General features: G+C 44.7%; 17 protein-coding genes and 1 tRNA gene. 15 read left to right on the forward strand and 3 right to left on the reverse strand.

Features of this window, described 5'->3' with window-relative positions:
* Positions 1-4 precede the first annotated feature (4 nt).
* The 9 genes from G9G53_RS03745 to G9G53_RS03785 all read left to right on the forward strand — a co-directional run bounded on the left by G9G53_RS03745 (position 5) and on the right by G9G53_RS03785 (position 9,577).
* Positions 5-871 carry a YidC/Oxa1 family membrane protein insertase gene (locus G9G53_RS03745; RefSeq protein WP_029518972.1) on the forward strand — a complete coding sequence of 289 codons (867 nt, stop codon included), beginning with the start codon at positions 5-7 and terminating at the stop codon, positions 869-871.
* A complete protein-coding gene (gene jag, locus G9G53_RS03750) occupies positions 868-1,629 on the forward strand; it encodes an RNA-binding cell elongation regulator Jag/EloR (RefSeq protein ID WP_069012579.1) in 762 nt (253 codons plus the stop codon). The genes G9G53_RS03745 and jag overlap by 4 nt, the downstream gene beginning before the upstream one ends.
* A 128-nt stretch (positions 1,630-1,757) precedes the next feature.
* Positions 1,758-3,134 carry a tRNA uridine-5-carboxymethylaminomethyl(34) synthesis GTPase MnmE gene (gene mnmE, locus G9G53_RS03755; protein WP_165145428.1) on the forward strand — a complete coding sequence of 459 codons (1,377 nt, stop codon included), beginning with the start codon at positions 1,758-1,760 and terminating at the stop codon, positions 3,132-3,134.
* A gap of 97 nt (positions 3,135-3,231) precedes the next feature.
* Positions 3,232-5,121 (forward strand): tRNA uridine-5-carboxymethylaminomethyl(34) synthesis enzyme MnmG, encoded by a 1,890-nt coding sequence (mnmG, locus tag G9G53_RS03760; RefSeq protein ID WP_029518968.1) that lies wholly within the window; start codon positions 3,232-3,234, stop codon positions 5,119-5,121.
* Positions 5,121-5,843, forward strand: a complete 723-nt coding sequence (rsmG, locus tag G9G53_RS03765) for a 16S rRNA (guanine(527)-N(7))-methyltransferase RsmG (RefSeq protein ID WP_029518967.1) — start codon at positions 5,121-5,123, stop codon at positions 5,841-5,843. The genes mnmG and rsmG overlap by 1 nt, the downstream gene beginning before the upstream one ends.
* 412 nt (positions 5,844-6,255) lie before the next feature.
* Positions 6,256-7,074, forward strand: coding sequence for a nucleoid occlusion protein (noc, locus tag G9G53_RS03770; RefSeq protein ID WP_029518966.1), 819 nt, complete (start codon positions 6,256-6,258; stop codon positions 7,072-7,074).
* Positions 7,075-7,260: 186 nt separating this feature from the next.
* Positions 7,261-8,022, forward strand: coding sequence for a ParA family protein (locus tag G9G53_RS03775; RefSeq protein ID WP_023991152.1), 762 nt, complete (start codon positions 7,261-7,263; stop codon positions 8,020-8,022).
* Positions 8,015-8,857, forward strand: a complete 843-nt coding sequence (locus G9G53_RS03780; RefSeq protein WP_029518964.1) for a ParB/RepB/Spo0J family partition protein — start codon at positions 8,015-8,017, stop codon at positions 8,855-8,857. Before G9G53_RS03775 ends, G9G53_RS03780 begins: the two co-directional genes overlap by 8 nt.
* A 198-nt stretch (positions 8,858-9,055) precedes the next feature.
* Positions 9,056-9,577, forward strand: a complete 522-nt coding sequence (locus tag G9G53_RS03785) for a DUF4446 family protein (RefSeq protein ID WP_165145430.1) — start codon at positions 9,056-9,058, stop codon at positions 9,575-9,577.
* Here the strand turns inward: G9G53_RS03785 and yyaC are convergent.
* Positions 9,531-10,136, reverse strand: coding sequence for a spore protease YyaC (yyaC, locus tag G9G53_RS03790; protein WP_165145432.1), 606 nt, complete (start codon positions 10,134-10,136; stop codon positions 9,531-9,533). The two genes, G9G53_RS03785 and yyaC, sit on opposite strands and share 47 nt — an antisense overlap.
* Before the next feature lie 258 nt (positions 10,137-10,394).
* On the opposite strand from yyaC, the gene G9G53_RS03795 reads away from it, so the two are divergent.
* From G9G53_RS03795 to G9G53_RS03805, 3 genes are all read left to right on the forward strand, one after another.
* Positions 10,395-11,345: a mechanosensitive ion channel family protein gene (locus tag G9G53_RS03795; RefSeq protein ID WP_165145434.1), complete on the forward strand. Its 951-nt coding sequence runs from the start codon at positions 10,395-10,397 to the stop codon at positions 11,343-11,345.
* Positions 11,335-11,559 carry a DUF951 domain-containing protein gene (locus tag G9G53_RS03800; RefSeq protein WP_025723137.1) on the forward strand — a complete coding sequence of 75 codons (225 nt, stop codon included), beginning with the start codon at positions 11,335-11,337 and terminating at the stop codon, positions 11,557-11,559. Before G9G53_RS03795 ends, G9G53_RS03800 begins: the two co-directional genes overlap by 11 nt.
* A gap of 77 nt (positions 11,560-11,636) precedes the next feature.
* Positions 11,637-11,727 (forward strand) — tRNA-Ser (locus G9G53_RS03805).
* Between the two features lie 220 nt (positions 11,728-11,947).
* Here G9G53_RS03805 and G9G53_RS03810 read toward each other — a convergent pair.
* Positions 11,948-12,265: a hypothetical protein gene (locus G9G53_RS03810; protein ID WP_029518959.1), complete on the reverse strand. Its 318-nt coding sequence runs from the start codon at positions 12,263-12,265 to the stop codon at positions 11,948-11,950.
* A gap of 366 nt (positions 12,266-12,631) precedes the next feature.
* On the reverse strand, positions 12,632-12,826 hold the full coding sequence (locus tag G9G53_RS03815; protein ID WP_029518958.1) for a YjzC family protein: 195 nt from the start codon (positions 12,824-12,826) through the stop codon (positions 12,632-12,634).
* Positions 12,827-13,144: 318 nt separating this feature from the next.
* Between G9G53_RS03815 and rpsF the strand changes: the two genes are divergently transcribed.
* Genes rpsF through rpsR form a run of 3 tightly spaced genes read left to right on the forward strand, consistent with a single transcriptional unit; the run spans position 13,145 to position 14,264 of the window.
* Positions 13,145-13,429 (forward strand): 30S ribosomal protein S6, encoded by a 285-nt coding sequence (rpsF, locus tag G9G53_RS03820; protein ID WP_013312802.1) that lies wholly within the window; start codon positions 13,145-13,147, stop codon positions 13,427-13,429.
* A 49-nt stretch (positions 13,430-13,478) separates the two neighbouring features.
* Entirely contained in the window at positions 13,479-13,970 is a 492-nt protein-coding gene (gene ssb, locus G9G53_RS03825; protein ID WP_013312801.1) for a single-stranded DNA-binding protein, read from the forward strand.
* A gap of 21 nt (positions 13,971-13,991) precedes the next feature.
* A complete protein-coding gene (gene rpsR / locus G9G53_RS03830; RefSeq protein WP_013312800.1) occupies positions 13,992-14,264 on the forward strand; it encodes a 30S ribosomal protein S18 in 273 nt (90 codons plus the stop codon).
* Positions 14,265-14,453 lie beyond the last annotated feature (189 nt).

Consider the following 14,453-nt stretch of genomic DNA (forward strand, 5'->3'; position numbering starts at 1 on the left):
TGAAGTGTCGCGTTTGAAGACTCAACGGGGAAAATGGTTCCTCCTGATTGCCTTATTGGCACTTGTTGCTGTGCTGTCCGGATGTGCCCAGACGGCCCACAATTCTTACACGACGGCAGACTTGGCCAATGGATCAGTTTGGCAAAGATATGTCGTTTACTGGTTTTCGTATGCGCTAGATACATTTGCCCAATGGTTCTCTGGAGAGTATGGCCTGGCCGTACTGGTTCTGGTGATTATCGTGCGAACCATTATTTTGCCGCTTACACTCAAGCAAGTACGTAGTTCCAAAGCTATGCAGGCCATTCAGCCGCAATTAAAAGAAATTCAAGCGAAGTACAAGGATACGCCTGAGAAAGTCCAGCAAGAGACGATGAAGTTGTTCCAGGAAAACAAGGTCAACCCGATGGCTGGCTGTCTTCCTTTGGTAGTACAGATGCCCATTTTCATCGCGCTTTATAATGCCATTTATTATAACTCGGCATTGCGGGATCATGACTTCTTGTGGCTCCAGTTAGGTAAACCGGATCACTTGTTTATCTTGCCGATTTTGGCGGCGATTACGACATTTGTCCAAACTTGGATGATGATGAAAATGAATCCGACGCCGCAGCAAGGACCGATGCAATTTTTGCTGTACGTCTATCCGGTGCTGATTCTGTTCATGTCGTACAACTTCCCATCCGCTTTGCCGTTATACTGGTTCTACAGTAATATTTACACGATCATTCAAAACTATTTCCTTTATCGGAATAAGGATAAAGAAGCAGCACTGGCAAATGTGAAAACAGCCAGTCTCGCGAAAACGGGTTCCTCCAATAGTAAGAAAAAAGGCGGCAAAAACACGAAGGGGGCTAAAAAGTCGAGATGACCAAAGTCGTGACATCAGGAAAAACCGTTGAAGATGCTGTAAGACAAGGACTCTCCCAACTGGGAGTAAGCCGTGAACGGGTAACCGTAAGCGTGTTGGAACAGCCGTCAAAAGGATTCCTGGGGTGGCTCGGGGTCAAGAAGGCGAAGGTGGAGCTTACGCTGCTCTCTGAGCCGTCTCCTGAAACCACACACGCGGCTGAATTTCATGTATCGGCTCAAGCACCTTCTAGCGTGGGACAGGCTTTATCAGAAGAAACTGGGCCTGTTGCACAGGAAGCACAGATGAACACAGAAGCACCTTCGGGACATGTAGATCCTTATGAAGAGGCGGTGCGTTTCATCCGTGAAACAGCAGCAGGAATGGGATTGGACGTTAAAGTTGATGTCCGCCACCGCAAGGATGAAAGTACACTGGATATCTCCGGTCCGTCGCTCGGTATGTTGATCGGCCGCAGAGGACAGACATTGGATGCATTGCAGTACCTGACGAATATCGTTGCCAACCGTCATTCTGACAAATTCATCCGAATTGTGCTGGATGCCGAGCAATTTCGTGCACGTCGGCAAAAAACGCTGGAGGATTTGGCAGATCGGTTGGCGAACCAGGCTATTCGTTATGGCAAGGAAGTGGTGCTGGAGCCAATGCCGTCACAGGAGCGGAAGCTGATTCACGCCAAGCTCCAACAGCATGCGCTGGTTAGAACATACAGCAAGGGGGACGAGCCCAATCGGCGCGTCGTCATTGCTAAAAAATAATCCGACGCAATGGCTCTCTGCAAGATGCAGAAGCCATTGCTTTTTTTCTTATATTTCTCGCTGAAACGGCTGCCGTCCTTGATGAAGGACGGCAATGTCGTTTCTACTTGATAGGAGGTAGAAACTTTATGCTGAGCGATACTATAGCTGCCATTGCAACGGCTGTCGGCGAGGGCGGTATTGCGGTTGTACGGGTCAGCGGGCCAGATGCGGTCACGGAAGTGGAGGCTTTGTTTCGTAGTAAAACGCCTCTAAGCAAAGCTCAAACTCACACGGTACATTATGGACATATTATAGATCCCCAAAGCCAGGAAAAGGTGGAGGAAGTTTTAGTTACAGTAATGCGGGCGCCACGCTCTTTTACGACAGAAGATGTCGTAGAAATCAGCACTCATGGCGGGGTCGTAGCCGTCAAACGGGTGATGGATTTACTATTGCTGCAAAATATACGTCTGGCTGAGCCAGGGGAATTTACGAAACGTGCTTTTCTGAATGGTCGTATTGACCTAAGTCAGGCGGAGGGTGTCATTGACTTAATTCGCTCCAAATCAGATAAAGCTTTTTCGGTGGCTTTGAAGCAGGTAGATGGACAGCTGTCCCAGAATATTCGTCGCTTGCGTCATGTTTTGGTGGAGACACTTGCTCATATTGAAGTGAACATTGATTATCCTGAGCATGATGTTGAATCTTTTACATCTGATTTAATCAAGGATAAAAGCAGTCAGGTCATGATGGAAATTGATCGGCTGCTGCATATGGCGGAGCAGGGAAAGATTTTGCGTGAAGGGTTGACCACAGCGATTGTTGGAAGACCAAATGTGGGGAAATCATCACTGCTGAACACATTGGCTCAGGGCGAGCGGGCCATTGTGACCGATATTCCGGGCACAACCCGTGACGTTATTGAGGAATATGTGACGATTAATAATATTCCACTCAAGTTGCTGGATACAGCTGGGATTCGTGAAACGATGGATGTTGTGGAACGGATTGGAGTAGAACGTTCGAGAACGGCGGTTAGTGAAGCAGATCTGCTACTCATCGTCATTAACGCCAACGAACCACTGCATGAGGATGAAATGGCATTAATGGAACAAATCCGCGGTAGACAAGCGATTGTCATTATGAATAAAATGGACTTACCGGCCCAGGTAGACCGGGATTTGTTGCTGCGTTATGTTCCTGAAGAGCTTATCGTACCGATGTCTGTGAAGGAAAATGAGGGAGCGGACCGACTGGAGCAGGCTATATCCAAGTTATTCTTTAGCGGCAAGCTGGAATCAGCGGATATGACATATGTCAGCAACGTACGGCATATTGCTTTGTTGAAGAAGGCGCGCCAATCGCTGGTAGATGCCTATGAAGCTGCTGATCAGTTTGTTCCGATCGACATGATCCAGATTGATGTAAGGCTGGCATGGGAGCATTTGGGTGAGATTGTAGGCGATACTGCGCATGATGCGCTAATAGACCAAATATTTTCACAATTTTGTCTAGGCAAATAGAACATTTAAGCATGGCTGATATAAGCCTGCTATCGTTATAGATATACAAGAGCATATTCGGCGTGAAGACCGAAATGTATAAGGAGGTAAGAAAGGTATGGGTTACCAAGGAGGCGACTATGACGTGATTGTCGTAGGCGCGGGCCATGCAGGTGTAGAATCGGCCTTGGCAGCAGCACGGATGGGCTGTCGCACGTTGATGATCACAATTAACCTGGATATGGTCGCGTTCATGCCCTGCAACCCGTCTATTGGCGGTCCTGCAAAAGGGCATGTGGTGCGAGAAATTGATGCACTGGGCGGCGAAATGGGTCGGAATATAGACAAGACATTTATCCAAATGAGAATGTTAAATACTGGTAAAGGTCCGGCGGTTCATGCATTGCGTGCACAAGCAGACAAGTTCTCTTATCAGCATGCGATGAAGGAAACGATGGAAAAGGAACCAAATTTGACCTTACGCCAAGGTATGGTTGAAGAACTGATTATGGAAGATGGTCATTGCGTAGGTGTAATCACGAAGACGGGCACAGAGTATCGAAGTAAAGCAGTTGTCCTGACCACAGGCACTTATCTGCGCGGGAAAATCATTATGGGCGAGCTAATGTATGAGAGTGGTCCGAACAATCAACAGCCTTCGTTGAGATTGTCTGAGCATTTGAGAGAGCTGGGTTTTGATCTGGTTCGATTTAAGACAGGAACGCCACCACGTGTGCATAAGGACACGATTGATTTTAGCAAAACGGAAATACAACCGGGTGATGATCAACCGAAGTTCTTTTCCTATGAAACGAAGTCTTCGGATAATGAACAGCTTCCTTGCTGGCTGACATATACTTCAGTAGAAACACATCAGATTATTAATGATAATTTGCACCGTGCGCCTATGTTCTCTGGTCTGATTGAAGGAACGGGACCACGATATTGCCCATCTATTGAAGATAAAGTGGTACGCTTCAGTGATAAGCCTAAGCACCAAATCTTTTTGGAGCCTGAAGGTAAAAACACATCTGAATACTATGTTCAGGGCTTGTCGACCAGCTTGCCAGAGGATGTACAATTAGCTGTACTGCGTTCGATTCCGGGGATGGAAAAGGTAGAGATGATGCGTAACGGCTATGCTATTGAATATGATGCAATGGTACCTACGCAGTTATGGCCTACTTTGGAAACGAAGAAAGTCCCAGGCTTGTTCACAGCAGGTCAGATTAACGGTACTTCCGGTTACGAAGAAGCTGCGGGTCAAGGAATTATGGCAGGGATTAACGCAGCTCGTAAGGTGCAGGGCAAAGAGCCTGTCGTATTGGACCGTTCGCAAGGCTACATCGGGGTCCTGATTGACGATCTGGTGACGAAGGGGACGAATGAGCCATATCGCTTGCTGACGTCACGTGCAGAATATCGTCTGTTGTTGCGTCATGATAACGCTGATCTGCGATTGACTCCGATTGGGCATGATATTGGCCTAATTACGGATGAACGATACGAGCGCTTTTTGGATAAAAAGCAAAAGGTAGATCAAGAGATTGAACGCTTGCGCTTGGCGAAGGTTCGTCCAGTTGATATCAATGAGATGCTGGAGCAAGGCGGATCTGCACCGATACAGGATGGCAGTAATTTGTTAACGGTGCTACGTCGACCAGAGATCAGTTATGCGCAAGTAGCACAAATCTCACCTTCACCTATAGCTCTTACGGAGGAAGAACAGGAGCAGGTGGAAATCCAAATTAAGTATGCGGGCTACATTGAAAAGCAATTGATGCATGTGGAGCGTCTGCAAAAGATGGAGAAGAAGAAGCTTCCAGAGGATATTGTATACAATGAAGTTCAAGGACTGGCCATTGAAGCCAAGCAGAAACTTGAAAAGATCCGTCCGATGTCGATTGGTCAGGCATCCCGTATTTCGGGTGTAACCCCTGCGGATATTTCCATTTTGCTGGTTTATCTGGAGCATTATAACCGCGTAACAGCAGCAAGGGGATCATAATGGACGCGATACAACAGCAATTTAAGCAGCGGCTGGCAGAGCATAGTATTGTGATTAATGACAGTCAGTTAGAGCAGTTTGAAGCATATTACCGTGTGCTGGTTGAGTGGAATGAAAAAATGAACCTGACGGGTATTACTGAGCGCGATGCAGTGTACACCAAGCATTTTTATGATTCTCTTTCCCTGGCTTTTTATGTTCCGTTAAAAGATGTGGAAAGCCTGGCCGATATTGGGTCAGGTGCAGGTTTTCCAGGTATTCCTTTGAAAATATGCTTTCCGCAGATTCAGTTGACTATTGTAGATTCGTTGAACAAACGTATACAGTTCTTGGCCCATGTAGTAGAGCAGTTGGGTTTGGAAAATGTTGAACTGGTTCACAGCAGGGCAGAGGAATTGGGGCGTAAACCAGGATACCGTGATAGCTATGATCTAGTGACAGCCAGAGCGGTTGCTCGTCTCGCCGTATTGAATGAATTTTGTTTGCCGTTTGTCCGTGAAGGAGGACACTTTGCCGCGATGAAGGGCAATGATCCTACCGAGGAAATCAAGGAAGCTTCTTACAGTTTGAAAGAGCTAAAGGGAAAAATCAAACATGTTCAGGCCTTCCAGTTACCTGTTGAAGATGCAGCCAGACATATGATTATTATTGAGAAAAGAGCGGCGACACCACGGAAATATCCGCGTAAGCCGGGTACCCCTTTGAAGGCGCCGTTAGTGTAAATGTTTGAAAGAAAGTGAATGTTTCACGTGAAACATTCACTTTTTTTATGGCTGATAGACTCTTTACATAAAAGCCTCTTTGTTAACATGCGTTCTTGTTTACATTTGGGGATCAAAGAGGATGCATAATTTATTCTCTGATCCTTCCGAAAAGCTGGTAGAGACGATAGGATTATGGCTGGAAAAGTGATAGAATAGAGATAATCGTTTTAATGTAAGTTGACTGCTCCTATACCCATGAATTCAGATATACATATAGGGGAGTGGGACAACAAATGTCGGGTGAGTACGTGGAGTGTACCCGCTTACGGCGCTGTTTCATATAGAAGGGTCTACGATCCGCGTAAGGAACTGTTTTTCACGAAGCGCTGTTAGTATGGTGCTATTATGAAATTAGGTGGTATTATACGGAATGAAAGAACAATTTTCCAAGCTATTTGGTTTGACGGAGCGATCTACTGGGGACGAAATAAAACAAATTCCAGTTCGGGATATTGTCAGCAGTCCTTATCAGCCCCGTACCATATTTGACGACGAGAAGATTGATGAGCTATGCCAGACCATTAAGACGCATGGTGTAATTCAACCGATTGTCGTTCGTTTCCGTAATGGGCAATATGAGATTATAGCAGGGGAACGTCGTTGGAGAGCTGTCACCAAGCTGGGTATGGAATCTATTCCAGCTATTGTTCGTGAGTTTAATGATTCACAAGCTGCATCCATCGCGTTGATTGAAAATCTTCAACGGGAAGGGTTAACTGCGATTGAAGAGGCTGTAGCTTACCAAAAGCTGATTGATCTACATCAGCTCACCCAGGAAAGCCTCGCTCAACGACTTGGCAAAAGCCAATCCACTATTGCTAACAAGATACGGCTGCTTCATCTACCGGAGAGAGTGAAAGAGGCTCTAATGGAACGGAAGGTATCCGAGCGTCATGCTCGTGCATTATTGTCATTAGAGACTGAAGAACTACAGTACAAGGTTTTAGATGAAGTCATTGCCAAGGAACTCAATGTGAAGCAGACAGAGGCACGAGTTGCCTTTTATAAACAAGTATCCACTAATAAGAAATCGAAGCGGATTTCCTTTACCAAGGATGTCCGGCTTGCGCTGAATACAATTCGTCAATCCATTGATATGGTGTCTGGCTCAGGCTTGGATATCAAGACCAAGGAATCTGATCATGAGGATCACTATGAGATTGTCATTCAAATTCCCAAACGTAAGTAAGGGATGAAGCGTACAGGCGGCAGCAATTGCCGCTTTTTCTGTCTAACGCCGAATAAAACCGCAGCATACTCAATTCTATTCTGAAATTGCCGTTATCCCTAAGATAAGGACTAAGTAACGTCTCCATAGAGCGTTTTGCAGGTATGGAGTGTAGCAGGATTCCGATTAAATTATGAGGTGAATGAAGTGTCAAAAATAATAGCCGTAGCCAATCAAAAGGGCGGAGTAGGCAAAACAACTACTTCCGTTAATTTGGGCGCCGGACTTGCTTCCCTCGGCAAAAGGGTATTGCTCGTGGATATCGACCCGCAAGGTAATACAACCAGCGGTGTGGGTATCAATAAGGCGGATGTGGCAAATTGTATTTATGATGTACTCATTAACGAGGTTGATCCTAGCGAAGCTATTGTCAGTACACAGGTTGAGGGATTAGATATAATTCCGGCAACCATTCAGTTAGCAGGCGCGGAAATTGAACTGGTGCCGACTATTTCTCGTGAGTTGAGATTAAAAAGATCGCTTCAACTCGTTAAGCATAATTATGATTATATACTAATTGATTGCCCACCATCGCTGGGTATTTTGACGCTCAATTCATTGACGGCTTCCGATTCAGTCATTATCCCAATCCAGTGTGAATATTACGCATTGGAAGGATTAAGTCAATTGTTGAATACCGTGCGATTAGTGCAAAAACATCTGAACACCTCATTGCAAATTGAAGGTGTGTTGTTAACCATGTTTGATGCTCGCACGAACTTGGGTATACAGGTGATTGAAGAAGTGAAAAAATATTTTCAAAGCAAGGTTTATCAGACGATTATTCCACGCAATGTGAGACTCAGCGAAGCACCTTCACATGGCCAGTCCATTATTACGTATGATCCCCGTTCCCGTGGGGCAGAGGTATATATTGAGTTGGCAAAGGAAGTGGTATCTTATGAGTAAACGGTTGGGAAAAGGACTTGATGCACTCATTCCCTCCCTTACGGTCAATGAAGAGGATAAGGTTGTTGACATTCCGCTAAGCCAGTTGCGTGCGAACCCGTACCAGCCTCGCAAAACGTTTGATGAAGAGTCCATTAAGGAATTAGCCGAGTCCATTCGTCAGCACGGTGTTATCCAACCTATTATTGCACGTAGTGTATTGCGAGGATATGAAATCATAGCCGGGGAAAGACGATTTCGGGCATCTCAATTTTGTGGGAATCCGACGATACCTGTGGTTGTTCGTAATTTTACGGATCAGCAGGTGATGGAGATTGCTCTGATTGAGAATTTGCAGCGTGAGAATTTGAATGCTATGGAAGTAGCAGTAGCTTATCAGGGATTAATGGATCAGTTTTCTTTAACTCAGGAAGAGTTGTCCATGAAAGTGGGGAAATCACGCTCTCATATTGCCAATTTCCTTCGCTTGCTCGCATTACCTGAAGAAGTTAAAGATCATGTTTCACGTGGAACATTGTCTATGGGACATGCTAGAGCTATTGTTGGCCTCAAAGATCCAGACATGGTGAAACAGTTAGCACAACAATGTATTGAACAGCAGTGGAGTGTTCGCGAGCTGGAGGAAGCCGTACAGCAGTTGGATCATAAGCCTGGTGAGGCGAAAGCCAAAGCAAAGGTACGAAAAAAGGACCCCTATATTGACCATATGGAAGAGTCCTTGCGTGAACGCTTTAAAACAACTGTGAAGATCAAGCACAATAAAGATAAAGGCAAAATTGAATTGAATTATTACAGTCAGCAGGATTTGGAAAGATTACTGGAGCTATTACAGTAGTTTGTTGAAATATGGACATGTCTCCTTGAGCAAAATGGAAAGTGAGATATGTCTTTGCTTTGTCTGGAATTGCAGGAATTAGAATGGTTTTGATGGATAAACTAATAGCCTTGTGTTATTTGTTTCGCTGTTCTCAAACGTATAAAATATAAGTATGCAGTAATATGATTTTTGGGGTAGAGGAGTAGAAGCAAGCATATGGCTGAATTGAATGGACTAATCATGGAACAGCTTGCCGGAATCGTTGCAGGGATCGTGCTTATTTTGCTCATCCTGTTGATTGTTATTATTGTGCAGGGTGCAAAGCTAAAGAAGATGCGGCGAAAGTATGAAACCATGATGGCAGGCAGTGGTGTCGAGAATTTGGAAACACTGTTGATTGATTTGAAGGTACAGATGGATACGATTGAGGATGAGCAGGAAACCCATCGTGCAAGTATGAAATCACTACGTAGTAAACTGACAGGCTTGAAGGGACATATAGGCATCAAACGCTATAATGCCTTTGGTGAGAGAGGAAGCGATTTAAGCTTCTCTCTGGCTATTGTAGACGACAATCAGGATGGTATGGTATTAACCGGCATTTATAACCGAGATGGCTCATATGTGTATGCCAAGCCTCTAGAAGCGGGACAATCCACTTATTCCTTATCACCTGAAGAAAAAGAAGCCGTCACTCTTGCGCAGCAAGCAGGACAGAACGGTAGTGCCACTCCTTAATCGCGGAGTATAGGCTGCCAGCAATGATATCTGATAATTTCATTACCAAATTTAGTCTTGTATTTTGCAGCACGAAGTATTCCATGAAGCCGCCGACGTTAACGATACCAGTCAAATGGATATCGCCGACCGGCGGTAATTCTTTATTTACACCTGCTCCAGGCTTGAGAGGACCATCTGAAACCTGAATGCATCCAACGCTGGAGGTTTGTCCAAGACATGCATCTATACCAATGATATAAGGCTGTTCATATCGGGCTTGTATGCCGTTCAGTGTCGTTTGCAGGTTCATGGCATGTACAGGCTCTTCTAATGTACCGTATAGGTTAAACAGAGGGCTTTTGTAGCGTGATAAATGCGTACCTACGAGCGGACCCAGACAATCTCCAGTAGAACGGTCAGTGCCGATGCAAATAATGACGATATTTTGCAGACTCGGTGCCTGATGGAGATGGAACAGTAGACGATGGATGATGGCTGATTGGATCCCGGGATCTGTGTGTGGTATTTTTAAACTTAGGGGTTCTTGCCCCGGAATGAAGTCAGATGGATGAGTCATGGAATCTTCCTTTCGCTCTGTAGTGGAGTGTGAAGGTTGCGCTCGCAGTACCTTGAGATAACAATTAGCCTGCGGGTAACATTTATGCTCAAGATAGTAGCTAGTATATGGATAAACTTATGCTTTTATACTCACAGGAAGTAGAATATTCATAGCCATATGTTTGAAGTCGGTAGATAAGCTTATATAGTGAGGATTTTGCAAAATAGAATTCGGGAAGCAGGAAGAGTAGTTCCCTTGTTTAAGGAGGAGTACAGCATGACCTTTATACATTGGTTGACCGATAATTTAGACACGGGTGACGTAGTGAAAGGTGCAATTCACTGGAAGGATGCTGTATGGAAATGGCTTACCGATAGTGCGATGTGGTCGACCTTTTTGTTTGTAATTTTGAAAATCGCGATTATTTTTATCATCACACGTATCTTTATTCGAGTTATTAATAAAATTATAGATAAGTCAATGCAACAAAAGGGAGATAACGGCAGGTTTCGATTGAACACAAGGCGGTTAACAACTGTTGGGGAATTACTGAAAAACGTAACCAATATTGTATTTAATTTCATTTTAATTATGCTGGTGCTATCGCAAATGGGCATTAATCTCGGCCCGCTGATTGCTGGAGCTGGAGTGCTTGGATTGGCCGTTGGTTTTGGGGCACAGAGCTTGGTTAAGGATGTAATTACCGGATTTTTCATTATTTTTGAGGATCAATTTGCCGTAGGAGACGTCATTCAGACAGGTACTTTCAAGGGTACAGTGGAAATGATCGGGCTGCGTACAACCAGACTGGTGAGCTGGAAAGGTGAGGTGTACATTTTACCGAATGGCTCAATTACAACGGTAACAAACTTCTCCATGTCCAACGCGTTGGCGGTAGTGGATGTGCCAATGAAGGCCGAGCGTAGCCTGGAGGAAGCAGTTGGCTTGGTAAAACAGGCAATCCAAGGCATTGAAGAATCCAATGTACAGATACTTAATATACCGGATGTGTTAGGGGTTCAGTCCATGACCACCTCAGAGTATATTGTGCGTGTTGTGGCAGAATGTATGCCGAATACAGGGGCAGTGGTAGAGCGTGATATTCAGAATAACATCAAGAAGGCTCTGGAGGATGAGGAACATCGTCAGGCAGCATTGGAGACGGCGGTAACCCTAGAAAAAGAAGACGAACAAGGAAGAAAAGGGGGAGAGAAGGGTGGAGCGTAAGTCATTTGAACTAGGGGACATTGTACAGATGAAGAAGCCCCATCCGTGTGGAACGAATGAAATGGAAATTATCCGCATGGGGATGGATATTCGAATCAAATGTGTCGGTTGCCAGCATAGCGTGCTGATTCCGCGTGCCAAGTTCGAAAAAAACATGAAGAAAGTGCTGCGATCAAAGGCCAACGCCGACGAGCAAAACACAGAAGCAAATTGAGCCAAGAAAGATGAATGGCGATGAACCAGAATCAGCTTGCGTCACAGTTGCAATGATGATATAATTATCCTTGCTGCGGAAAGGTACCCAAGAGGTCTAAGGGGGCTGACTCGAAATCAGTTAGGCGTCGCAAGGCGTGCGTGGGTTCGACTCCCACTCTTTCCGCCACTAACTTCATTAAATAAACCAATCTCTTACGTCTGTGACGTAGGGGATTTTTTGTTTGTGGAATAAAAGGTCAACAGATTGTGATAAAGTGAAAAGCACTAAGATAAACCATGAGGGTAAAGGAAGAAACGATTACAAATCTATTGGGATGAATAAGGCGTTATAACAAAAAAATGCTCCTGACAGCGGGGAAATTATTGCCGTTAGGAGCACTCTTTTGTTATAGCTGGTTAGGCGGGTAATGATAACGTTTTGTTTTTTTTGAGCCAGAGATCATCAGAAGGATCGCCGCAATCAAATGGAGAGCCCAGCCCACAAAGGGTATCCAGGCCAGCAAAGAAGTGAGTACTCCCCATACAGAGCCGTAGATCGCCTCCTGATTGCGTAACGATAGGATAAGTGTTACTGCATGCAGGATAAGCATAAATCCCAGAGCCGAGTAGCCGGTCCCCATGACAATAGCTCCCCCCACAATTGGTACGGCAAGCACCAATTCGAATATACCTGATATCCACTTTAATATTCGAGAATAGCTCATCTTTAAACCTCCGTAGATAGTAGGTCTTTGTACTTGGATATATTCTAGCAGAAGGAGCTCAATTAATCTGCATTTTACCAGGATATGCAAAAAGTCCGATAATGCAACAAAGGAGGACCACAAAGGTCCTCCATCGTAGGCGATACATTTTTAACAGGATACGATCTGTCCAATCACATCATGAAACTCGGTGTACTGACCAGCAATACCGTGTCGAAAAGACAGTGTCCTTTTACACAAACCTAACGCTTCTAATGCCCGGAATGGATCTCCTAACAGTTTGTCCGGCTACGTCGTCCAACGGAACCACACCTCTCTGTTGTATCGCCTAATCATAATATGGCCAGAACTCCTAAGAAATATACATTAGTGGACACGAGCTTTCGTTTTTTTCTTCCATTTGCGATTATGGTTGGTGGTCTCCGGAAAAGAGTCGCCTCTTTCCAGCGTTACTTGTTGCGGGTTTTGAATTTCAGTATGGAAGCTTTTTTCTCCGACCTCCATATATACGCCGTCGTTTGGGACGTTATCCCCTGGTTCGAACTCAGTCTTTTCACCCATATGGTGGCACCTCCTTAGATAAATGAATTTGGACTGCAACGGTTATTGTGCGCTGTCTTGAACAGAAACATGCGAAACCGGGTATACAGATAGTGAGTGAATCAAATGATTTCCTTTATATATGCGAAATTTTTGATGTTATATAAAAATGTATAAAGCTAATGATATGCAGTATATTTAGCTGTTTTAGGCTTATGTTTCGAATTTGTAGGTTGCATTCAGTTGTTGGATTTGGTAAACTGTTTTAGTGCGAGTTTAGGCTCGTTCCTTGCTCTCAACTGAGATTGAGGGCCTTATGTCCATAAGGAGGTGTAAAGAATGCGCAAATATGAAGCGATGTATATTATTCGTCCTGACATTGAACAAGAAGCTGTTCAAGCGACAGTCGATAAATTCCAAGGTATCATCTCTAACGGCGGTGGCGAAATTACGAGTCACGATGTAACTAAACGCCGTCTTGCGTATGAGATCAAGAAATTCCGTGATGGTTCTTTCGTTCTGGTAAACTTCACAGCAGAACCTGCTGTTGTTACTGAGCTTGAGCGTATCATGAAAATTTCTGACGAAGTAATTCGTTATCTCATTACGAACGACGTAGCTTAATTATTGTACGTGATTATGTAATGAACAACGCTCAAAGGAGGGGATTGGATTGTTGAACCGTGTCATTCTGATCGGTCGTTTGACCAAAGATCCAGAGCTGCGCTATACACCGTCTGGTGTAGCAGTAACCCAGTTCACCCTGGCTGTAGACCGTCCGTTTACGAGTCAAGGCGGCGAACGGGAAGCGGATTTCTTGCCGATCGTAACCTGGCGTCAGCTTGCTGAAACATGCGCTAACTATCTTCGCAAAGGTCGTTTAACGGCTGTTGAAGGCCGTGTTCAGGTACGTAATTATGAGAACAATGAAGGAAAACGTGTATACGTGACTGAAATTGTAGCTGATAATGTGCGTTTCTTGGAATCTAACCGCGATGGCGGTAACGGTGGCGGCAATAGCGGTGGAGCTGCGCGTGAGGAGTCTCCTTTCGGAGGCGGTAACAGCAATAGTGGACGCGGGAATAATAACTCGCGAAACAATCAGGATCCTTTTTCCGATGACGGAAAACCGATCGATATTTCGGATGATGATTTACCATTTTAATTGGGAAAGGACTGACAAAGAATGGGCTTCAGACAAAGAGAAGGCGGAGACGATAACAAAAGACCAGCTCGTCGTGGTGGTCGCAACAAACGTCGTAAAGTATGTTTCTTCACTGTGAACAAAATTACTCACATTGACTATAAAGATACAGACCTGCTTAAAAAATTCATCAGCGAACGTGGAAAAATTCTTCCTCGTCGTGTGACTGGAACAAGCGCGAAATATCAACGTATGTTGACAATCGCTGTTAAACGTTCCCGTCAAATCGCATTGCTTCCTTACACTACTGAATAGTAGTGGGTGGAAAAAAGAGACGTTCCCGATCCCGGGAGCGTCTTTTTTTGTGATTTTTTATATTGACAACAAGTCCCATCTATTGTAACTTACTAATAATACAATCCATGTTTACCCATAACGATAGTATACCTTTTAATGGCTTGTGAAATTGCAAGCTCCTCAACTCGCCAGAGTAAACATTTCGGC

This window comes from Paenibacillus sp. EKM206P, assembly GCF_011066155.1.
Lineage (GTDB): Bacteria > Bacillota > Bacilli > Paenibacillales > Paenibacillaceae > Paenibacillus > Paenibacillus polymyxa_D.